Here is a 19,588-nt window from a genome sequence, read left to right as displayed (position 1 = left end):
CGTGGCCGCGGCGCCCACCCGGCCGGTGGCAGGGTCGCGGGTTGTCCTCCCCCCGCGCGGCCGCTCACCGGGACACCTCACCGGTGAGGGTGATCGGCTGCACCGTGCGCCCGCCCTCGTCGGCAAGGGTGCGCAGCAACGCATCGACGCCGGCGGTCTCCTCCTCGTCCAACAGGGCCATCAGGTAGTCGATCTCCAGCCCGGCGAATGGTTCGAGGTAGATGTCTCGCGTGGTCATCGGGTGGGCGTGGCCCATCAGTGCGGCCAGCTGGTACCAGATGTCACCCAGCTGATCGCGCAGATCACGCGTCTCCTCCTCGGACAGGCCCGTGACCCGGGTCCGCCAGACCGCCGACAGGATCGAGTACCACTTCAGGCAGAACGAGTGCCGCAGCATGTGCGGCCGCGCCCACAACGGGCACTCGTCCGCGTCCGTCCCGTCACCGACGGTCTTGGCCCACACTCGGGCGATGCGGTGATTGGCGTGATCGAAGGTGTCTTCCCACCCGTAGGGCTTCTTCGGCACCCATTCGGGGCGAGCCACAGCCACAACGGCGCCAGCCCGTCCGGGGTGCGTCGAAACAAACGGCGTCGGACCCAGTCGATCTACTGGTCCCGGAGTGGCGATACCTCCAGAAGCCGTCCTTGTTCCCGCAGCAGCAGAACTCCAGCGGACTCATGGTCACCGAGATGCAGCGCGGCCCGGAACTGCACCAGAGGATCAGTCGTGTCGTCGCGGTCAACCAGATGAAGAAGATCAACGCGGTCCTCGGATTCACCCGCCTCGACGAGATGGACCGAGTCAACGACCTCGTCAGTCGACTCGTCAAGCTCACCCGGAAGGGTAAGCCGGCCTGGGTGCCAGCCACTGAAGACCGCGGCGAGGGCATTTTCCTCCAGCTCGACCTCGCGGCTGTTGATGCTTGGGAGCGGGGCATCGTCGCGAGCCCACTGTGGGATGCGCACCGGGCCGCACATCGTAGGAATTTCTCCCGAAGGTTCTCCGAGACTGCCAAGCTCGTCGACCCCGACACCCGCCTCCCCGCGCCGAGGTATTGGCTTCTGCACTCGCTGTCCCACGCTCTGATCCGTGAGATGGCGATGTCGAGTGGCTACGGCGCGGCCAGCCTGACCGAGCGCATCTACGGGTGGTCGGCCTCGCCACAGCGTGAGGCAGCTGCCGGACTCCTGATCTGCACCACTGCATCCGACAGCGAAGGAACCCTTGGCGGGCTCGTCGCGCTCTCGGAGCCGACTCGGCTGCAGGGGCTCGTGATCTCGGCCCTGAGACGAGCGTCCAGGTGCTCTTCGGACCCGGTCTGCGCGATGCGAACGCCGAGCGACCCCGAGGACTTCCTGCACGGCGCAGCCTGCCACTGCTGCTCGTTCGCGTCCGAGACCTCGTGCGAGAAGGCCAACCGGTTCGTTGACCGGCGATTCCTGTTGAACCTCCCGACGGCCACGGGCGACTCCGTGTCCGGGTTCTTCGGGAGCGTCGATGCCCTCTGATCCGTTTGTCGCACTCGGTGAGTACCTCACCGCAAGCGAAGCCGAAGCTCTCGCGGTCCAGTTCGACAACGGCCAGCACATCATCAAGGCGTTGGCCGCGATCAACTCCGCCCGACGTGAGGACGCCAAGGAGTTGCTGGCAGCGGCCGAGCTCGACCACACCGATCGTGCCCGAGCCGCCGCGGTGCTGCGGGGGATCACAGGGGCAAAGTCGGTCCACCGCGATCTGACTCCTGTGTGGACGATGCCTGGCAACGAAGCCAAGGTCGGTCACCTCACCGGCGAATTCCATCGACTCGTTCAGGCCGCACGGATCTCAGTCACCTGCGCCACCTACAACTTCGAGAAGACCTCGCAGATGTGGACCGTACTCAAGGAAGCTGCCGAACAGCCTGGTGTCGTCGTGACCGTCTACGTCGACGGAGACAAAGCCGACGCCACCAAGGTCAAGGCCCAACTCCCGCGAGCAACGACCTACCGATCCGCGGAGCTCCCGTCGGGCCAGCGCGTCGTCAGCCACGCCAAATTCATCGTCATCGACCACGAAGTCCTGCTGCTGACCAGCGCCAACTTCTCGTTCAGCGCCGAGAACCGCAACGTCGAGTTCGGCCTGCTAGTCCGCGACGCTGCACTCGCGAAGTCCGTCGAGTCCACCATGACAAGCAAGCACGGGACTCTGTATGAGTTGGTCTGAGCGCTACTCTCCGGGTCGCTTTCCAGACATTCTTTGATGACCAAGGTCTAGAGCAGCGCGAAACTGCACGCGATTGGGGTGTCCCGTGGATTCAAGCTCTCGGGTGAAGGACTCGACGATGGCCAGCATCAGTCCGGCGAGCAGAGCGAGGTTCGCGGGTGCGACGTTCGTCAGCACGACTACTCCATTGGCGTCGGGCACTCGCTTCCAGCTTAGGTGAGAAACGTTCTGGCTCGCGTCAGACCAGAGTTCCTCCAGCCTGGCGCCCTCGAGTCCGACCTCGGGGTCCCAGCCCGGAAGGTAGTCGTGACGATGAATGTCCCGCTTCTGGCGATCATGAAGGAGGAACTCAACCAAGGTCCGCATGTGGGAGTGGTACGACTCCAAGCACGCGATCGAGGCAGCCGTCGGCAAGGACGAATCGTCAGTCAGCGGTACGAGGCTGCACGCCATGTCGATCGCGAAAGCAACGTGGAGTGCGCCCTGATCGAGTTGCTCCTGCGTCCGCAGCATGGACGCCAGTATGGCGGGCCGAGCTCTCCCGAGACTCGCTCGCGTTCATCGACGGCGTACCCGACACGGCGCCAAACACCGCAATTGTCCGGATGCCTTGGCACCATAGAACCCCGGTCACACGGCGTGACAGCTCGGGCGTGACCTTCGGAGACACAGCATGGCGGCGAATGATTCCTTCTTCCAGAGGAAGAAGCCTGCTGCGGTGCTCAAGCACGCCGTCCTGGCCGAGTACTTCAACGTCTTCTGCGCAATGGTTGGCGGCTCGTTCTCCGGTCCCGTCTGGCTGGTGGATGGCTACGCCGGCCCCGGCACGTACGACGCGGACGACGACGGCGAGACAGTCACTGGATCGCCGATCGTCGCGCTGGAGATCGCGGAGAAGGCGGCGCAGTGGAAGTCGCCTCGCAACATCCGCTGCGCCTTCATCGAGCAGAAGCCGAACTACCTGAAAAAGCTCCGATCAAACGTCAAGCCGTTCCAGGAACGCGGCTGCCACGCCCTTGTTCTTGGCGGTGAGGTTCAAGAGCAACTGCCCAAGGCGTGGGAGGAAGTTGGCACCAGCCCGGTGCTCACGCTGCTCGACCCGTTCGGAGTCTCGATGGCACGAGGCATGATGACCGGCACCCTGCTTGGGCGGAGCAAGCCACCGTCGGAGGTGCTGCTCAATATCAACGTCGAGGCTGTCTCCCGCCACGGCGGGTATCTCCAGCGCGGCGCAGGCGGCACGCCGGAGATCAAGCCGGGGCTCTCCAGCCAAGGCGTGGAGAAGGCTGACCTCTTCTTTGGCGGCAAATGGTGGCGTGCACGGTTCCTGGATGCGCGCGACGAAACATCCTCTGCCGCGCTTGCCGCGGCCGCAGTGGTCGACGAATACCGGGCTGCGATAGCGAAGGAGACAGGGACGCTCTCGATCTCTGTACCGATCCGGCGCCGGGCGAACCGGGCGCCTCTCTTCCTGCTGACGCTCTTCTACCGACACGATGCAGCCGGATACAAGTTCGCGGACGCGGCCGCTCGGGCATCGCGAAAGTGGCGGGACGCGTATCGCCGCCAGGACCTCGACGATTTCTTTGAGAAGCACGACGAGCAGGAGATGCTGCCGATCATGGGCGACATCATCCGCGAGGACAGCGCGAGCAGATCGGCGGCCGCCGAACGTGACCTGGAGAGTGACTGCATCAGTGCCGTCGCCACGAACATCCAGGTGTTAGTCGTTCAGTCGACTCAGGTAGCAGTCGGGCGCAACGTGGTACCGATCCTGGGGGATACCCTCTCGCTAGCTGGTGAGTCGACAATTCGGAAGGCCTGGGATCGACTCGCTGATGCGGGCTCAGTTGATCCCCGCGACAAGAAGAAGGAATTGTGGAAGCAGTTCATCGTTAAGCGGTGACGAGCTTGGGCATCTCATCCCACAAGGTGCCATCGAGGTGACGACCGTGTTCCTTTGGTGTCCGGCCGCCCCATTGCTTGTGGAAGAACGGCACGCCTGACGTCACACAGTTGTCTCGGATCTCTCGTACCCAGTCGGGGTCGAGTGGTCGTGCTCTTGGACCGGACTCGCCGCCCGTGATCACCCAGCCGATGCCAGTTAGATCCAAGTCGGGCAGCGGGCCGATGAGCGGTTCGCAGGAGAGGAAGCGCACCGCCGCGGGCACCTGCCTCAGGTGGTCTACGCGGTAGACGTGGTCGGAGTTCTCGACGCTGACGCCCAGCCAGAGGTTCGGCGGCCAATCCAGCTTGTCGGCGACCTTGGGTAGGCGCGCAGACCGCTTGGTCAGCAACTGATATGTGTGCTGCGGCGTGCGTGCGATGACGTCGAAGACGTCGCGGACGAACGAGATCGGAACCTTCGCGTGGAACAGGTCGCTCATCGAGTTGACGAAGACCAATCGACTGCCGCCCCAGCGGAACGGCTGTGCGAGTGCGTCGGGGTGGAGAGTGAGCGCGAATCCTGGCCCGGAAGTGCGAGGGTCGCCGTCCGCTTGGTAGCGCTCGGAGCCCATCGCCTTGAGCCGCTTGGCCATGGCGAGCGCGTAGCAGTTGTCGCAGCCTTCGCTGATCCGGTCGCAACCTGTGGTCGGGTTCCAGGTGACCTCTGTCCACTCGATCCCGGTCTTGGTTCGCATCGCCTGCACCTCCCGTCACGTTACGTGAATCGCGTAACACGTTTCTTGTAAGATAGCACCATGACGGTCGACACCGAGGGACTGCGCACCTTGTCGCGCGCTGCCTTCGGACAGACCTATCGTCTGGAGATCATGCTGGCCGTTGCGGAGGCCGAGGACGGCCTCGTAACCCTGACGGACCTCGCACGGGCACTGGAACTCTCGACGAGCAACGTCCAAGTTGCGCTGAAGAGTCTGGTCGCGACCGGCCTGTTGTCGGAGCTGCCCAAGGGCGACAACCGCCGAAGGTACCTGCTGCGAAACCCGAGCCCAGCTTGGGACTGGGCTCGGCAGATGCGCACCCAGGTGTCGATAGTTCCGGCTGACCGATGAGCGCCCGCGAAGCGCGCGACTGAACGGTTCCACCGCGATCTGTCGGTCGGCTCCCATACCGTTGTCCTCGTGCTCGAGCGGACGGTGGTGGAGGCGGCTTCTTGGAGGCTTGCGTCGTCGCTCGCCCGGCGACACCCCGAGTTGGAGATCAAACGCGAGCATCCAGGTGGCGGGCAGTACGACGTCCTAGCCCTACGTACCGGGCGCGGGTGCACGATCATGCTTAACCGCGAAGGCACCGTGCAGGTGCATGGTCGCGAGGACGGACGAGACCCCGGCTGGGAGCCGCTGCCGTGGGATGACGTGGTCCCACGCGATCATCGTGCGGTCGTGGCAGCTCTTGAGAATGCAGCCGGCCTCGCCTACGTGGAGGTGGCGCCTCGATCGACCCCTCGTGTGTTGGTCTACCGAACGCTGTCCTCACTCGCGAACCTCCAGGTGCTGGCCGAGCCCGCCGACATCTGCATGGGAGCCATTGACACGTCGGGGTACGGAGGTGGACCCGCCGACTGGCTCCGCGACTTCCCCGAGATCCGAGCCCGCATCGACCGCGTGACTGACTCAACGGACGTCGAGCCGCGTTTCAGCTACTGGCACGTCGCGACCAGCAACCTCCGGGTCGCGTTCGAGACCACGACCAGCGACGCATGGTCGGTGACCGGGCGCCGGCTGACTCTCTCTTCGACGTACGACGACTTGGGGCGGAGCATGCCGCGGATGTTGGCAGCCGTCCTCGACCTAGGAACCGAGACGTGACCTCTACACAACAAGACCTGATCGACGCTGCCTGCTGGTTCGACAGTGACAAGGCTGGCGGCACCGAGATGACCGCGTTCAAGCGCGAGGCGCGTTGGCGCCAACACCGCTGGGCAGTAGACGAGCTCGCTATCGCAACGTTCGGCACGCACCCCGGTAGGCGTGCCCACCCGGACATCCCGCCAGAGGACATCGAAAACGGCACCAAGTTGCTCCACCTCGATGCCGAAGCAGGGAGCAACTTCCTGACGCCTGCTATCCACCAGACCGCCAAGGACCGCGTAGGTGCCAAGCAGGATCACGAGACACTCGACGACCGGCGGCTTCATCGCGACCTGTTGTCGTCGATGCCGATGGCCTTCAACCTGTTCGGCGAGGCCTCTCAGCCCGAGAACGACGTCTCGAGAGAGCGGTTGGCCGAGCTGTTCGGAGTCGCCGCAGGGTCGTCGTCCGACATCATCTTCGAGTGGTCACCCGCGAGGCGGAGCGCGAAGTACACGCGGGACCGCACGGCCTTCGATATCGCGCTCCGGCTCGGCGACCCGGCGGGCACCAGGACCGTAATCGGGATCGAGACGAAGTACCACGAGCACTCGGCCAAGGAGAAGAAGCCCAGCGCGAGCAAGCCGGACGCTGTCAAGCGCTACGAGGAGCAGACCGCGTTCCTCGTCGGCATCGCTGACCACTCCGAGGTATTTAAGCCGGGCTGGGGGGAGAAGGTCCTCAACACTGACCTTCGGCAAATCTGGCGCGACCACCTCCTCGCGCTCTCGATGCGCCAGCAGCCGGACGAGTGGACGAAGCAGACTCGCTATGTCCTGCTATACCCGAGCCGCAACGGCAGTTTCCGAGACGCCGCCCTCGCTTACACGCAGCTCCTGGTTGACGGCGACACCTCGTTCCAGGCGCACACCATCGACGAGGTTATCGACGCTGCTTTCGCTCACGGCGGCGCGACCAAGGATAAGTTTCGCCGCCGTTACCTGTGGTGGGTCGAGGGCTGAGGACGGAGGCATGTCACCAGACAGAGCCACCGAGTCCCCCGCATGGGTCCGACAAAGTTCCACTGGGCAACAGATGGACCGACCCAGCGTGCTCGAATGCCCGCAATAGGAGCATCCGATCCTTCGGCGTTCAAATCTTGGTTCGCCTGCGATGAGAGTCAAGCCGCGTGAGGTGGGATGCCGCTTGCTGGTGCCGCGGTCTCCACAGCTGCGTCGACTGCGGGGTCCGAGTGGAGAGGAGTTGGGAGCTGACTCAGTGTGTCGCGCACATCGGGAGCCGTTGGTCGCCTGCCGACGTAGGTCCGGCTGGGTCGACTCCTGAACGGCTGCCAAGAGGACGCACAGTGGACTTCCCAGATCGCCTCGCATGCATCGCGGCGCTGACCCCATTGCTAGCGCTGCGAACACTTTATGCACGTGGTTGCCCACGGCCGGAACTCCAAGCGTTCCGTGGCAATCGGTTCCTCGCAGCCGGTGCAGACGCCATACAGCCCGACCGTGAGGCGGTGCCGAGCGGTGACGACCTCATCGACGATCTGCTCAACGGCCGCTCGGTGCGCGGCTTCGACAGGGTCGAGAGTGCGGGTGGGGAGCGCGTCGAGCTGGCGGCGGCGCGCGTCCTCGACCGTCGCGAGGTAGTCGTGCATGTTGGTGAATGCGTTCAGTGATGATGCATCGGAAGTGGTCATGTGAGGTCCTTGACAGGTTGAAGGGTGCGCGACGCCTTCGGGCGCGCTAGATGATGCGCGCGCCGACGAAGGCGCGTGCGATGGCAAGCAGAGTCAGGGACGAACCGGCGGGGCGCGGTCGACGCTGCGACGCAGCACATCGAGACCGCGGATTCCCCGAGCCTCCTCGTTGAGTTCGAGAGCCAGCAGAGCGGCACCAGAGGGGACGTGTGAAGGCAGGTGGCAGGGCCGGACGGTGACCGTCCGAGCGAATGCCAGTTGCTCCACCATCCAGTCATGTTAGCCACGGGGCACCGCATTTCAACTGCGATTAGCCAGGCCCCGGCCGCGTGCAGGCGTTCGTGTGCGCGCTCGCGCTAGGGGATTCCGGCCGCGCCGTCTCGGAGGGCGAGCGCCGCCTGAACCACGGCTGCGTGGGTGAGGGACTGGGGGTAGTTGCCGAGGTGGTGACGCGTAACGGGATCCATCTCTTCTGCGTATAGCCCAAGGGGGCTTGCCAGCGTCAGGAGTTCTTGGAAAAGCTCCTCCGCCTCTTCTTGTCGTCCGGTTCGGGCGAGCGCTTGGACGAGCCAGAATGAGCACGGCAGGAAGGCGCCGTCCTTACCAGGAAGCCCGTCTTGTCCAGGTGGGTATCGGTACAGGAGAGGTGTGCCGGCGTCGAGGTCGCGGGTGATGGCGTCGATCGTTCCGCGGACACGTGGGGAGTCTGGTGGGTCGAAGTTGAGCAGCGGAAGGATCAGCAGTGCGGCGTCGGTATCGGCCGATCCGTAGGTGCGCGTGTAGGTGCTCGTGTCGGGGTTGAAGCCGCGCTGCGAGATCTCTTGGTGCAGGGCCGCACGGGCGAGGGCCCATCGAGTGAGTCGCACCGCGCTCGTTCGGTGGCTTGCGGCGATACGGAGTGCGCGGTCGAGAGCCAGCCAAGCCATCATCTTGGAGTGCACGTGGTGGGCGGGATCAGTGCGCACCTCCCAGATTCCGGCGTCCGGTTCGCGCCACCGGCTCGCGACGGTGTCGGCGAATCCGGACATGGTGCGCCAGGTCTCGGAGTAGAGCCGGTGCCCTGCCTGGGTGAGCAGCCACGCGGCGTCGATCACCCAGCCGTACCCGTCGAGCTGGTGTTGGTCGGCGGCAGCGTTGCCGATCCGGACGGGTGCGCTGCTGGCGTATCCGGGCCAGCCCGGAAGTGTCCGTTCGTGCGTCGGGGTTTTGCCGTGCAGGGTGAGCAGCACGGGTAGTCGGGGACGGTCGAGGCGAGTGCCGCTGAGCAGCCAGGCCAGGAAGGCACGCGCCTCGTCATGTTTGCCGACTCCCAGGAACGCGCCGATGCCGATGCTGGCGTCTCGCGGCCACGCGTACCGGTAGTCCCAGTTGCGCACGCCGCCGAGGTCTTCCGGAAGGGAGGCGGTCGGTGCAGCGACCGGAGCGCCGGAGGGTGAGTAGGTCAGCAGGCGAAGGGTGAGCAGGCTGCGGACTACGGCGTCGCGGTGGGGTAGGTCGGGGTCGATGTCGCGCGACCATGCCTGCCAGCGCAGTTCGTCACGTTCGAGTACGTCGTAGGCGGCGTCCGGATCGATGTGGACGAAGGGCTCTCGCTCCGCGAAGCTCAGTACGGCGGTGAAAGGGCGACCGGGGGTGACGGTCACGATGTGGGGGACGCTGGGTTCGACGGTCATGTTCGAGCTGGTTGTCAGGGCAGTGGCGAGCCCGCGCCAGTCACAGACCAAGGCGTTGCCACGGAACTGGGTGCGCGGGCGCTGGTGCCCGTCACCGAGGCGGAGGTCGATCTCGATGACGGCATCGACCGGGGCATCAGGGGCGGTCACGCGTCGCACGAGCATGGTCGAGGGCAGGAGCTGGCCGCTGACCTCGGCGACCATGCCTTCGGTGAGGGTGAGTCGTCCTGCAGTGGTTCGCCAGGTCGTCTCGATGGTGGCGGAGTGGTCGTGGTACCGGCGGCTGATCAGCGTCGCCGGTCCCGCCGGACCGAGGCGGTAGCTGCCCGCGGCGGGTCCGCCGATGAGTCGGCCGAAGACGGGCTGGCTATCGAACCGCGGGAAGCACATCCAGTCAATGGATCCGTGCGAGCTCACCAGCGCGGCGGTCCGGGTGTCTCCGAGCAGGCCGTAGTCCTCGATTGGCAGGTCAGGAGACATCGAGGAGAAGACCTAACGCGATGCCGTAGACCAGATGTGCCGCCATGGCGACCAGCGGTGTCTGAGTGCCGTAGTTGAGGCCGGCAAGTCCCGGGGGTTCGAGCACCGCGGTGGATCCGGGGCCGGCTCGGTTCGTGGCCATCCGCGGGTGGACGCCGACCAGCATCGGGACGAGGACGGTCAAGGCGATGCCGCCATGAAGGGCTCCGAGTAGGCCACCGATCCACCAGGTGGCCTCGCCCAGCACGACGAAGCAGGCGCCGTAGCCGAGTGCAAACGCTTGACCTGCGGCCAGGTGGATGAAGAACCCCGCTACGCGTGCCCGGTCTGGATCCGGGGTGACGAGTGTGCCCAATATCAACGGGAGGTCTAGCCGACTCAGACCGCCCAGTTGCGCGATGATCATGACTGCTGTCAGGACGGTGGTGGCCAGCAGGCCGAACAGTGCCCAGCCAGCCCAATCCATCTCAGCGCGCCGAGTGGACGTGTGTGTTGGCCTCGAGGGCGCTGAGGACGTGATTCACCGGGGCCTCGACGGAGGCGAGACCTTGGCGTTCGAGGGTCAGGCCGACGTCGTCCAGCTCGATGCCCGCCCTAGGCGGGGCGCGCATGACCAAGCGTGCGTCTGCCAGTCCGGTGTCGGCTGTGTGCACCACGGGGCCATGGTCGCAGATTCGGTGCAGCCTGCTCATAGGTCGCTCATGTCCTGACGGCGAGGCTGGGGCTATCGACATAGCCCGGATCGAGCGACCGGGCGGGCACTCCTCGGAGGTCGACGCGGGCTCACCGCGTGGACAGCCTCGCGAGTGTGCATCGGTGCTCATTCCGTCATGATGACGCGTTCTCCTCGCGGCTTCGCCGCGGGAGATCGGCTGAGACGTTCGAGCGTTCATTGCCGATGACCGGCAAAGGGTCAGCCCGCAAGCAGGATGACGTGACCGCAACTCGGCCCCTGCGGTGGTCTGAGCCGGAGGTTCTGTCCCTGCGACGCGACCTGGAAGCCATCGGGTTGCCGAGGGAAGGCAACCACGGTGCCGTCATCCTGGCTGGCTCGTGACCTGCACCTTGGTCTGTCCACGCGCCACGATGGCGAGTGCGCGACCGACACAGAAGGGCCGCACAGAAGGAGCGAGTGACATGTCGAGGGTGGCCATCAACGGGCTCGGAAGAATCGGTCGTGCCGCCCTCAAGCTCTTGCTGGAGTTTGACGACCTCGACGTAGTCGCCGTCAACGATCTCGCTGACATTGAGAACCTTGCTTACCTGATCCGTTACGACACGGTCTACGGCCGCTACCACCGCGAGGTTGCCTGCGAGGCGGACGCGTTGATTATCGACGGCCGCGAGATCCGAGTCCTCGCGGAAGCAGATCCGGCGAACCTGCCGTGGCGGGACCTCAATGTTGATCTGGTATTGGAGTGCACGGGGGTGTTCAGGCACGAGGATGACCTGAGGAGGCACATCCAGGCGGGAGCGTCGTTCGTCGTCTTGTCGGCGCCGACGACCTCGGAAGCGGTTCCCACCGTCGTGCACGGAGTGAACGCGGCACACGGCGACGCACGGGTGATTTCCTGCGCCAGCTGTACCACCAACTGCATTACCCCGATCGTGGAGGTCGCGCGTCGGCGGCTCGCGGCAGAGCGCGCCGTCATGACAACGGTGCACGCCTACACCGCCACCCAGCATCTGGTCGACGGACCGAGCAAGACCTTCCGCCAGGGTCGGGCGGGCGCCGTCAACCTGGTCCCCGCCTCAACCGGTGCCGCGAGGGCGACCATCAGCGCCGTACCGCAGCTCGCCGGCCGATTCGACGGGATCGCGATACGGGTGCCGATCCCAGTCGGATCGATCGCCGATATCGTCTTCGTCGCAGGGCGGTCCACGACGGCCGACGAGGTCAATGAGGTGTTCCGTCACGAGGCCCTAACCTCCCGGTATCAAGGCATCCTCGGGGTATCGGAGGACCCGCTTGTTTCCGCCGACATCATTGGGGACTCTCGTGCGGCGGTCCTCGACACTGCTCTGACGCGGGTCGTAGATGGCACCCTGGTCAAGGTCATGGCCTGGTACGACAACGAGTGGGGCTTCACCAATCAAATGATCCGAGAGGTTCGGGCGATGCTTGGTCTGCGTCCTTCGCCAACCCGCCCTGGGGCACGCCCTGTCACCGGGAGCCACGCTTAGCGCGATCGACAGGCAGATCCGGGTGAGGGCAGGCCAGCGGTCGAGTCCGTCGTCGATCATGGCGCGCCGCTGCTTGGTCCCGCTACCTAGCGCGGCCGGGTGCAGGGTTGAAGGAAGATGTGCCCCTTGAGCGCGCCGGGCGTGGCGGTGGTCGGCGGCGGTGGACGCCGGGGCAGTCGCTGTGCGAGCACCGGCGCCAGCACGAGCTCGTCCCATTCCCATCGCTGGGGTTCGTGGGTCAGGTCGAGCGCACCGGGGTCGGTAGTCCCGGTGCGCCACGGCCTGTGTGCCGGAGGCTCGTCAGCGCTGGTCCACCCGGTTCCGGGCATGGTTGACGGGGAGCCGAGCGCCCTGCGCCGAGCTCAGTGGTGTGCCCGGGCCAGCCGGGCCAGTGCGACAGCGGCGACGAGCAGCCCGAAGTCCCGCAGTGCCACGTCGTAGTATCCAGGCAGCGTGAGCAGGTTCACGATGATGCCGCCGAGCCACGCCGCGACGAGCCAGCCACCGTAGCGCGGCATGATCGCGACGACGAGACCGGCGAGGATCTCGATGACGCCAACGGCGTACATCGCCTGTGTTCCGGTGCCGGGAACGATGTCGTTGACCCACGGAGCCAGGTAGTTGTCCCAGTCGACGAGGTAGTTGGTGAATTTGTCGAGACCAAACACGATGGGAGCCACAGTGAAGACCGTTCGCAGCAAGAAGAGCGCCTGGTAGCTGGGGTCGAGAACATTACGGGTGGCCGGTGTGCTGCCGGCCGCACCATGGCTGGTGGGACGAGTGGTTGTCACGGTTTTTCCTTTCGATTGCGTCATGCCAGATGTGTCCGGCAATGCGCGCTGATTCTGGGGTCGATGCGGTCGGCGAGGCCTGGCGCGCGGACTGGGTCCTGGATGCGGTCGTGTTCGAGCAGATGCTGCACGTGTCGGCAGATGCAGGGCGCGGCTCGGTGCCGGCTCGACGTCAGCGGACCACCGCGACGGGGCACTGGGCCCGGTGCAGTAGGTGGTGGCTGACCGATCCGAGCAGCAGCCCGGTGAACAGGCCGCGTCCTCGCGATCCGATCACGACGAGCGATGCGTTCGCGGATGTCTCGGTCAGGGCCAATGCCGGGGACAGGGCCATCGTGTCCATCTCGAGCGTCACATCGGGATGGTCGGTGTGCAGGCCCGCCACGTACTCAGCCAAGGCGGCGTCGGCGGCCTGCGAGCGTTTGGCGAGTGTATGGGGGAGCTGGCCGCGCCCATCCAGGTCGACGCGTCCGGGCTTCCAGGCGTGTGCAGCCACCACAGACTCCTTGGTGAGGCTGGCCCGGCGGAAGGCGAACTCGAGTGCCGCGCGGCTCTCCTCGGAGCCATCGACTCCGACGACGATGCGGGCTGCGTTCGGGTGTGCCGCGGCACGCACGACGACCACCGGGCATGGCGCGTGTCTGGCCACATGCTGGCTCACCGAGCCCTGGACTGTCTCGGCGGCCCATCCGTGCCCCTGGCTTCCGACGACCAGCATGGTCGCATCGAGGGCCTCTCGCAAAAGGAGGGGCACCACGCGGCCGGAGTGCAGCTCGGCCGCGCCGCTGACTCCGGCTGCGGCCAAGACCGCGTCCACACGTGCGGACATCCCATCTTCAGGCTCCCAGTCATGGACCGGCAGCGAGCGCTCCTCTCGGTCCACGATGAGCGCGCGGACGGAATATCCCTCCAAACTGGCTGTCTCAGCGGCCCATTGGAGGGCAGCCACCGCAGCGGGGGAACCGTCGTAGCCCACGAGTATGGTTCCTCGGTTTGGACTCATAGTCGGGCAGCTCGATGAGATCGGAGCGCGGGTATGCGGCCGTTTGATGCCGACCAGGCCGCGTCTGAGTAGGGCCGGACGAGGTGTTCGCAACTGCCTGGGGGCGGGGCTTGAAACTGGCATCGGGATGGACTCCATCCGTTCTGTAGCGGGACGGTGGCGGCTGCCATGCCCGGCTGGTTGTGAGCTCAACTCTGTCGCGTCGGGTCTGCGGGGAGTAGACGGCGGATCGGCCAACGTCTGTGGTGAGTCGTTGCCGACCAGCGGCAAGATCACTTCTGGAGCGGAGACGGAGATGGCGCAGACTCGGCGCGGATGGGGGGATCGAAGCGGAGAGGTGCCGTGCTGCGGCGGGGCACGCGACCATGCGGAGACCTCCAGCGCCGTGAACCATCACCTGACAGGTCTCGGCGTGGCGTCGCGCCATACCTCCACCTCCGCGGATGCCAGTTGGGTTTAGAGAGCCACGAGCCCGGTCGTCATCCGGGGTAACGAGAGTGCGCGAGACAGGGTCAGCTCGAGGCGCCTCAGGCCGCCCAGCTGCCCGATGGTCCTCATCGCCGTCAGGACTGTGGTGCCCGGAGGGCCCAACAGCGCGCATCCAGCTCGGTCTACTCAGATCGCCGAGCGGACGTGTGCCTTGGCGTCGAGGGCGTCGAGCACGTGGTTCACCGATGCGGCAAACGTGGCGAGACCTTGTCGTTCGAGGGTCAGGCCGACATCGTCCATGTCAATGCCCACCCTGGACAGCGCGTGCATGACGAAGTTGGCGTCCGCGAGGCCGGCGTCGACGGTTCGCACCACGGTGCCGTGGTCCTCGAAGGCGTCGATGGTGGGCTCTGGCAACGTGTTCACCGTGTCGGGTCCGATGAGGTTGTCAACGTACAGGGTGTCGGGATAGTGCGGGTTCTTCGTGGACGTGGAGGCCCATAGCGCTCGTTGCACTTGGGCGCCTCGTCGAGCCAGTCGTGCCCATCGCGGACCGGAGTGGGTGCTGCGGAATAGCTGGTAGGCGAGCTTGGCCTGCGCGATGGCCGCTCGGCCGCGCAGGGCCAACGCTTCCTCGGTACCCAGTTCCTCCAGGCGGCGGTCGACCTCTGTGTCGACGCGGCTGACGAAGAAGGAGGCCACGCTTCGTATTGATGTGAGGTCACCGCCGTGTAGGGCGAAGGCTTCCATGCCAGAGAGGTAGGCGTCGAGGATCTCGCGGTAGCGCGTGAGGGAGAAGACGAGGGTGACGTTGATGCTGCGCCCTTCTCCGATCAAGGCCTCGACCGCATGGACGCCCTCGGCGGTCGCCGGGACCTTGACGAGCAGGTTCGGTTGGTGGATTCGTTCGTGCAGGTATCGGGCGTCCGCGATCGTTGCCTCGATGTCGCGGGCCCACTGTGGTGCCACCTCGATCGAGACGAAGCCGTCGTGGCCCCCGCTGTGATGGAACGTGGGGCGGAGAATCTGGAGCGCATGAGCGACGTCGGTGAGTGCGAGTTCCCAGTAGGCATCTTCGATATCGTGACCGGCCGATAGCAGGTCCTTGAACTGGTCGTCGTACGCGTCGGAGGCTTCGATGGCCTTGGCGACGATGGTGGGGTTGGCCGTCACTCCGCGCACTCCTCGTGCGACCAGATCGGCCAGGGTGCCGTCTCGCAGGTGGGGGCGGGTGAGGTTGTCGAGCCAGGGGCTTTGACCTTGTTCGTCGAAGAGTCGGTGCAGTCTGCTCATGATGCGTCTTGTCCGCCAATGAGTTCGTCCCAGTTGATGGCCTCGCGGTCGAGGTGCGGCAGGCTCAGGTAGGGAAGGGGGTTGTCGGCGGCGGTGGCTCCGGATGCGAGCCAGGCCGCGAAGCCTGCAGGGTTCCGTCTCTCCAGCTCGTCGAGGTAGCCGCCGCGCTCTTCGACGATGCGCATGAACTTCCGGCGCGAGGCGGTGACCTGCAAGGCTCGGTGGCTGGCGCACCATGCCTCGCAGAGCTGTGCATCGGTCGTGGGCGGCCCCTGGGGGAGTGGCTGGACGGGCACGAATCCTGGGCTCGCACAGGCAAGGGCCTGCACCACGGCGTCTAGCTGCGTTCCCGGGGGGCTCGGCACGGTGCGCATCCAGCGTCGGATGGCGCCCACGGCCCAGGGTGAGGTGGCGGCGGCGACGAGCAGGAGGAGGATGGCCGCCGCGCCGATGATCTGCGTCAAGCCTGCGAGGGCGCCGGCGGACGATCCAGCCACGCCGGCGCCCAGCAGCGTGTCTCGGGTGCCGCCCCGTTGACCGCGTGGGCCGTCGGCTTGGCGGACCAGCAGCACCACCACGGCGCCCACAAGGGCAAAGCTGGTGAACAGGACCAGCAGGTTGGACAGAGATAGGGCCGCAGCTGCGACCATCCCGACTAGGGCGAGCGCTGCGGCAGCGATGAGCCACCCGACTCGATACGCGTTCATCGGTCTGTGCACTGTTCGAATCGCCTCATGCCTCCACGATGGCGCGGGTGCTCGAGGCAGTCACCGTGTCTGTCCGGCCGTCAAGTAGGTGTCGTCTTTGCCGGACACCCACCATCTCGGGAGCCGCGCGGCCCTATGGTCGGATCTCCAGCGGACGCCTTGGGTAAGCCGGGATGAGTGTTGCTGTCCTACGGAAGACAGTCCGGGGCCTTCTCGTCCGATGTCCTGCGGTGCCGAATCTCCTCGCTGTGGTTGATCATCACTTCATGTCGCTCGACTACGGTTCTGTTCCCGCCAGCCGATCGCGCCACATGACGTGCTTGGGAGGTACGCGGTGACCAGACGACCCGACGTCCGGCTGCGGAGGATCTACGACGATCCCACTGATGATGACGGTATGCGCGTGCTGGTCGACAGGCGCTGGCCACGGGGTGTGAGCAAGGTACGCGCAGACCTCGACGAGTGGTGCTCAGCGGTTTCCCCGTCCGATGCGCTCCGCAAGTGGTACGGCCATGTGCCAGAGCGGTTCGACGAGTTCGAAGCCCGTTACCTCGATGAGCTCGAGGACCCCCAACGCGCCTCGGCGCTGGCACATCTCAGAGCCATGGCCGCCCGGGGTCGGTTGACACTGCTGACCGCGACGCGCGATCTCGAAGTGAGTCAAGCGGCTGTGCTCGCCGGATTGCTGCGCCGCTGACCGAAGGAGGGGCTGGTCAAAGGCTGCGCTTTTGCCGGGGAACGGCAACTTCCCTCGGCCCAGTGTCGCCGGTCTCGGCTCTCCCGATCCGTCCGCCGCATCCGCACAGTTGGCGGTAGACCGTCAGTCACTCGGGTAGCCATTCGAGGAAAGCCGATGGCGTCGCGGTCGGCCCCACGTCCTGTCACCGGGACCGGACCGCGGGCATCGAAACGGAGACCGAAATGACTTTCCTAGTTGTCGCCCTCACGATCCTGGCGGTGCTTGCAGCCCTTGCCATCGCAAGCACTCGTGTGGTCAAGCAATACGAACGCGGAGTGATCTATCGACTCGGTCGAGTCCTGCGCAACCCTATGCGTCCAGGTCTGGTGTTCATCGTCCCGTTCGTCGATCGCCTGCAGAAGGTCAATATGCAGATCGTGACAATGCCCGTTCCGGCCCAGGACGGGATCACTCGCGACAACGTCACGGTGCGGGTCGATGCGGTGGTCTACTTCCGAGTGATCGACCCCATCCGAGCGGGCGTGGATGTGCAGGACTACCTCTCGGCGATCGGCCAAGTCGCCCAGACGTCACTTCGGTCCATCATCGGCAAGAGCGATCTGGACGACCTGCTGTGTGACCGGGAGAAGCTCAACCAGGGCATGGAGCTGATGATCGACAGTCCCGCCGGCGGGTGGGGCATCCACATCGAGCGCGTGGAGATCAAGGATGTCGCGCTGCCGGAATCGATGAAGCGCTCGATGTCGCGGCAGGCCGAGGCTGAACGTGAACGCCGAGCCAGAGTCATCACCGCCAACGGCGAACTACAAGCCTCCGAACAGCTCGCCCAGGCCGCCGAAGTCATGGCCGAACATCCCGCCGCCCTGCAGCTAAGGCTCCTCCAGACCGTGGTCGAGGTAGCTGCGGAAAAGAACTCCACGCTGGTGCTGCCCTTCCCCGTCGAACTGCTGCGCTTCCTCGAGCGAACAACCCCACCTGAGCAGACGCCGACGCCGGCAGAGATCATCGCCGCCGAGCCGACGCCAGCACGCATGCTCGACCTCTCCACCGCCACTCTGGAACACGCTCTTGTGCGCGTGCCCGTCCAGTCCGACGCCCGGTCTCGAGCTCTGGGGATCATGCCCGGCCAGTGTGGCTGAATGCCCCAGGCAGGGGGCCGACCGGTCCACGCCCCAGGCTCGTCGCCTCAGGACGTGACGCCACCTGCGGAACCGCGTTTGCCGGGCCCCGGCAGCGTGTCGTGTACTGGTAGGCCGAGGCCAAGTGAGGCGATGCGCATGAAGAACACCGGGGCCAACCGCAACCCGAGCAGTTCGGTGCGTCGGACCGAGTGGGCCGACCAGGAGTGGCTGGTTCGGGCGGCCGAAGGCGCGAGCCAGGACGCCGGCGTACCGGTCGCTCTGCTGGGCGACTACCTGCCCATGCTTGCCGAGGCAGCCACGCACGGCGAGTTTCCTGGCCGGGACCAGATCGACGCGGTCCGCCGCCAGGGCCGTCACGCTGCGGAGCAAGGAGTCCCGGTCGGTCGAGGCGTCGATCTCTACCTCTCCGCAGCCCGGCGCGTGTGGAGCGAGCTGCCCGCGGTCGTTCGTGAGCGGGACAGATCGGCTGTCCGCGCGGCCGCTGAGGCGGTCCTGCACGTCGTTGACGACGCGGTCGCGGCATTTGCCGAGGGCCACGCCGAGGCCGGGCGCGAGTTGGTCCGCCGGGAGGAGACCCTGCGACGAGAGCTGATCGAGGACCTGCTCCGCGGCGATGCTCATCTCAGTGACCTTGTGGAGCGGGCGGAACCCTTTGGACTCGACCTGACTCGTGCCCACCAGGTCGCCCTCGCTCAACCGGGCAAGCGGCTCCCGTCGATCGCCGCCGCAACGACTTCACTGGAACGAGTCGTCTTGGACCGTTTCGGTGACCGGGACGTCCTGGTCGCAACGAAGGAAGGATGGGTTGTCGTCATCGCCCTGGCCGACGCCACCGGCGCCCCACCGACGTCCGGCGGCCTGGGAACAACCGGTGACCTCGGAAAGATCGTGTACGGCGAGCTCTCCCGGCTGAGGCGGGGACGTCCCTGGCGGGTGGCGGTGGGTCGCGCTCACCCCGGTGCGTACGGGATCGCCCGCTCCTACGAAGAGGCTCGTGAGGGCATGACCATGGCCACCCGCATGCAGTTGGACCGGCCGATCGTCGAGACCCGAGACCTCCTGACCTACCGAGTGCTCGCCCGAGACCAGCCCGCCTTGGTCGACCTGGTGCACTCGGTGCTCAACCCGCTCCATCAGGCCCGGGGAGGCGCCCAGCCGCTGGTGGAAACCTTGGCGGCTTACTTCAACTGCGGCTGCGTCGCAACCACGACGGCCACCACGCTCCACCTCTCGGTCCGGGCAGTGACCTACCGCCTTGACCGCGTCAAGGCACTCACCGGTTTCGATGCGCTCGACCCGGCCCATCGCTTCACGCTGCAGGCGGCCGTCCTCGGCGCGAGGCTGCTCGGCTGGCCCGAACGGCCGCTCCCGCAGGCCTCAGCCCCTGGGTCGACGTAGCTGCCTCGCCGCTCACCGTCCAGGGCCCTCCGACCGGAGAGCGTCGGCCCTGATTGCCGAAGTCGAGCAGGGACCACCTCGCAGAGTTAGCCGGGCTTGCCCGCTGCCCTGTCAGAGCCCCG

The 19,588-nt window shown here is 66.0% G+C and carries 21 protein-coding genes; 10 read left to right on the top strand and 11 right to left on the bottom strand.

The genetic code is table 11. The features are described from left to right. Positions 1 to 64: 64 nt before the first annotated feature. The gene (locus tag NOCA_RS00915; protein ID WP_148217928.1) at positions 65 to 526 is read right to left on the bottom strand and encodes a hypothetical protein; all 462 of its coding nucleotides are present in this window, start codon (positions 524 to 526) and stop codon (positions 65 to 67) included. 2 nt (positions 527 to 528) lie between these two features. Between NOCA_RS00915 and drmB the strand changes: the two genes are divergently transcribed. Together drmB and drmC are read left to right on the top strand one after the other, a co-directional pair. Further along, on the top strand, positions 529 to 1,509 hold the full coding sequence (gene drmB, locus NOCA_RS00910) for a DUF1998 domain-containing protein (protein WP_206780572.1): 981 nt from the start codon (positions 529 to 531) through the stop codon (positions 1,507 to 1,509). Next, the gene (gene drmC, locus NOCA_RS00905; protein ID WP_011751589.1) at positions 1,499 to 2,203 is read left to right on the top strand and encodes a DISARM system phospholipase D-like protein DrmC; all 705 of its coding nucleotides are present in this window, start codon (positions 1,499 to 1,501) and stop codon (positions 2,201 to 2,203) included. The genes drmB and drmC overlap by 11 nt, the downstream gene beginning before the upstream one ends. A gap of 3 nt (positions 2,204 to 2,206) precedes the next feature. On the opposite strand, the gene NOCA_RS00900 is transcribed toward drmC, so the two are convergent. Beyond that, entirely contained in the window at positions 2,207 to 2,716 is a 510-nt protein-coding gene (locus NOCA_RS00900) for a hypothetical protein (protein WP_011751588.1), read from the bottom strand. Positions 2,717 to 2,876: 160 nt separating this feature from the next. Between NOCA_RS00900 and tcmP the strand changes: the two genes are divergently transcribed. Continuing rightward, on the top strand, positions 2,877 to 4,109 hold the full coding sequence (gene tcmP / locus NOCA_RS00895) for a three-Cys-motif partner protein TcmP (protein WP_011751587.1): 1,233 nt from the start codon (positions 2,877 to 2,879) through the stop codon (positions 4,107 to 4,109). Here tcmP and NOCA_RS00890 read toward each other — a convergent pair. Then, entirely contained in the window at positions 4,099 to 4,845 is a 747-nt protein-coding gene (locus tag NOCA_RS00890; RefSeq protein ID WP_011751586.1) for a DUF5131 family protein, read from the bottom strand. The two genes, tcmP and NOCA_RS00890, sit on opposite strands and share 11 nt — an antisense overlap. Positions 4,846 to 4,905: 60 nt before the next feature. On the opposite strand from NOCA_RS00890, the gene NOCA_RS00885 reads away from it, so the two are divergent. The 3 genes from NOCA_RS00885 to NOCA_RS00875 all read left to right on the top strand — a co-directional run bounded on the left by NOCA_RS00885 (position 4,906) and on the right by NOCA_RS00875 (position 6,977). Next, positions 4,906 to 5,217, top strand: coding sequence for a MarR family transcriptional regulator (locus NOCA_RS00885; protein ID WP_011751585.1), 312 nt, complete (start codon positions 4,906 to 4,908; stop codon positions 5,215 to 5,217). A 69-nt stretch (positions 5,218 to 5,286) separates the two neighbouring features. Continuing rightward, positions 5,287 to 5,973 carry a TY-Chap2 family putative peptide chaperone gene (locus NOCA_RS00880; RefSeq protein WP_140404128.1) on the top strand — a complete coding sequence of 229 codons (687 nt, stop codon included), beginning with the start codon at positions 5,287 to 5,289 and terminating at the stop codon, positions 5,971 to 5,973. Then, positions 5,970 to 6,977 (top strand): PGN_0703 family putative restriction endonuclease, encoded by a 1,008-nt coding sequence (locus NOCA_RS00875; protein ID WP_011751583.1) that lies wholly within the window; start codon positions 5,970 to 5,972, stop codon positions 6,975 to 6,977. Before NOCA_RS00880 ends, NOCA_RS00875 begins: the two co-directional genes overlap by 4 nt. A gap of 392 nt (positions 6,978 to 7,369) precedes the next feature. Here NOCA_RS00875 and NOCA_RS25315 read toward each other — a convergent pair whose 3' ends face one another. The 4 genes from NOCA_RS25315 to NOCA_RS27345 form a co-directional block, all read right to left on the bottom strand. Continuing rightward, on the bottom strand, positions 7,370 to 7,666 hold the full coding sequence (locus NOCA_RS25315; RefSeq protein WP_049774165.1) for a TraR/DksA family transcriptional regulator: 297 nt from the start codon (positions 7,664 to 7,666) through the stop codon (positions 7,370 to 7,372). 356 nt (positions 7,667 to 8,022) lie between these two features. Beyond that, positions 8,023 to 9,819, bottom strand: a complete 1,797-nt coding sequence (locus NOCA_RS00865) for a glycoside hydrolase family 15 protein (RefSeq protein ID WP_011751581.1) — start codon at positions 9,817 to 9,819, stop codon at positions 8,023 to 8,025. Further along, positions 9,809 to 10,285, bottom strand: coding sequence for a hypothetical protein (locus tag NOCA_RS00860; RefSeq protein ID WP_011751580.1), 477 nt, complete (start codon positions 10,283 to 10,285; stop codon positions 9,809 to 9,811). The genes NOCA_RS00865 and NOCA_RS00860 overlap by 11 nt, the downstream gene beginning before the upstream one ends. Position 10,286: 1 nt before the next feature. Beyond that, complete coding sequence (locus NOCA_RS27345; protein ID WP_158305609.1) at positions 10,287 to 10,430, bottom strand: hypothetical protein; 144 nt, start codon at positions 10,428 to 10,430, stop codon at positions 10,287 to 10,289. Between the two features lie 526 nt (positions 10,431 to 10,956). Between NOCA_RS27345 and gap the strand changes: the two genes are divergently transcribed. After that, positions 10,957 to 12,003 carry a type I glyceraldehyde-3-phosphate dehydrogenase gene (gene gap, locus NOCA_RS00850; RefSeq protein WP_011751579.1) on the top strand — a complete coding sequence of 349 codons (1,047 nt, stop codon included), beginning with the start codon at positions 10,957 to 10,959 and terminating at the stop codon, positions 12,001 to 12,003. 362 nt (positions 12,004 to 12,365) lie between these two features. Here the strand turns inward: gap and NOCA_RS00845 are convergent, their stop codons facing one another. The 4 genes from NOCA_RS00845 to NOCA_RS26900 all read right to left on the bottom strand — a co-directional run bounded on the left by NOCA_RS00845 (position 12,366) and on the right by NOCA_RS26900 (position 16,169). Next, positions 12,366 to 12,818, bottom strand: a complete 453-nt coding sequence (locus NOCA_RS00845) for a hypothetical protein (protein WP_238383329.1) — start codon at positions 12,816 to 12,818, stop codon at positions 12,366 to 12,368. Positions 12,819 to 12,966: 148 nt separating this feature from the next. Further along, on the bottom strand, positions 12,967 to 13,770 hold the full coding sequence (locus tag NOCA_RS00840; RefSeq protein ID WP_049774164.1) for a universal stress protein: 804 nt from the start codon (positions 13,768 to 13,770) through the stop codon (positions 12,967 to 12,969). Positions 13,771 to 14,412: 642 nt separating this feature from the next. After that, positions 14,413 to 15,519 carry a transaldolase gene (gene tal / locus NOCA_RS00835; RefSeq protein ID WP_049774163.1) on the bottom strand — a complete coding sequence of 369 codons (1,107 nt, stop codon included), beginning with the start codon at positions 15,517 to 15,519 and terminating at the stop codon, positions 14,413 to 14,415. Beyond that, positions 15,516 to 16,169, bottom strand: a complete 654-nt coding sequence (locus NOCA_RS26900) for a hypothetical protein (RefSeq protein WP_140404126.1) — start codon at positions 16,167 to 16,169, stop codon at positions 15,516 to 15,518. Before NOCA_RS26900 ends, tal begins: the two co-directional genes overlap by 4 nt. Before the next feature lie 391 nt (positions 16,170 to 16,560). Here NOCA_RS26900 and NOCA_RS00825 point away from each other — a divergent pair, with 391 nt between their 5' ends. The 3 genes from NOCA_RS00825 to NOCA_RS00815 all read left to right on the top strand — a co-directional run bounded on the left by NOCA_RS00825 (position 16,561) and on the right by NOCA_RS00815 (position 19,466). Then, a complete protein-coding gene (locus NOCA_RS00825) occupies positions 16,561 to 16,923 on the top strand; it encodes a DUF488 domain-containing protein (RefSeq protein ID WP_011751575.1) in 363 nt (120 codons plus the stop codon). Between the two features lie 224 nt (positions 16,924 to 17,147). Continuing rightward, on the top strand, positions 17,148 to 18,065 hold the full coding sequence (locus tag NOCA_RS00820; RefSeq protein WP_011751574.1) for a slipin family protein: 918 nt from the start codon (positions 17,148 to 17,150) through the stop codon (positions 18,063 to 18,065). Positions 18,066 to 18,203: 138 nt separating this feature from the next. Then, complete coding sequence (locus tag NOCA_RS00815; RefSeq protein WP_140404125.1) at positions 18,204 to 19,466, top strand: PucR family transcriptional regulator; 1,263 nt, start codon at positions 18,204 to 18,206, stop codon at positions 19,464 to 19,466. Positions 19,467 to 19,588 lie beyond the last annotated feature (122 nt).

The organism is Nocardioides sp. JS614 (genome assembly GCF_000015265.1).
GTDB lineage: Bacteria > Actinomycetota > Actinomycetes > Propionibacteriales > Nocardioidaceae > Nocardioides.
Note: the sequence above shows the minus strand (reverse complement) of the source record. Positions and strands in the feature narration are given on the sequence as shown.

What these genes read in the sequence shown, in the direction of transcription:
- drmC (WP_011751589.1), top strand. Translation starts at nt 1,499, where the DNA reads ATGCCCTCTGATCCGTTTGTCGCACTCGGTGAGTACCTCACCGCAAGC.
- NOCA_RS00900 (WP_011751588.1), bottom strand. Translation starts at nt 2,716, where the DNA reads ATGCTGCGGACGCAGGAGCAACTCGATCAGGGCGCACTCCACGTTGCT.
- tcmP (WP_011751587.1), top strand. Translation starts at nt 2,877, where the DNA reads ATGGCGGCGAATGATTCCTTCTTCCAGAGGAAGAAGCCTGCTGCGGTG.
- NOCA_RS00890 (WP_011751586.1), bottom strand. Translation starts at nt 4,845, where the DNA reads ATGCGAACCAAGACCGGGATCGAGTGGACAGAGGTCACCTGGAACCCG.
- NOCA_RS00885 (WP_011751585.1), top strand. Translation starts at nt 4,906, where the DNA reads ATGACGGTCGACACCGAGGGACTGCGCACCTTGTCGCGCGCTGCCTTC.
- NOCA_RS25315 (WP_049774165.1), bottom strand. Translation starts at nt 7,666, where the DNA reads ATGACCACTTCCGATGCATCATCACTGAACGCATTCACCAACATGCAC.
- NOCA_RS00865 (WP_011751581.1), bottom strand. Translation starts at nt 9,819, where the DNA reads ATGTCTCCTGACCTGCCAATCGAGGACTACGGCCTGCTCGGAGACACC.
- NOCA_RS00860 (WP_011751580.1), bottom strand. Translation starts at nt 10,285, where the DNA reads ATGGATTGGGCTGGCTGGGCACTGTTCGGCCTGCTGGCCACCACCGTC.
- NOCA_RS27345 (WP_158305609.1), bottom strand. Translation starts at nt 10,430, where the DNA reads ATGCGCGCCCCGCCTAGGGCGGGCATCGAGCTGGACGACGTCGGCCTG.
- gap (WP_011751579.1), top strand. Translation starts at nt 10,957, where the DNA reads ATGTCGAGGGTGGCCATCAACGGGCTCGGAAGAATCGGTCGTGCCGCC.
- NOCA_RS00845 (WP_238383329.1), bottom strand. Translation starts at nt 12,818, where the DNA reads ATGACGCAATCGAAAGGAAAAACCGTGACAACCACTCGTCCCACCAGC.
- tal (WP_049774163.1), bottom strand. Translation starts at nt 15,519, where the DNA reads ATGAGCAGACTGCACCGACTCTTCGACGAACAAGGTCAAAGCCCCTGG.
- NOCA_RS26900 (WP_140404126.1), bottom strand. Translation starts at nt 16,169, where the DNA reads ATGGTCGCAGCTGCGGCCCTATCTCTGTCCAACCTGCTGGTCCTGTTC.
- NOCA_RS00820 (WP_011751574.1), top strand. Translation starts at nt 17,148, where the DNA reads ATGACTTTCCTAGTTGTCGCCCTCACGATCCTGGCGGTGCTTGCAGCC.
- NOCA_RS00815 (WP_140404125.1), top strand. Translation starts at nt 18,204, where the DNA reads ATGAAGAACACCGGGGCCAACCGCAACCCGAGCAGTTCGGTGCGTCGG.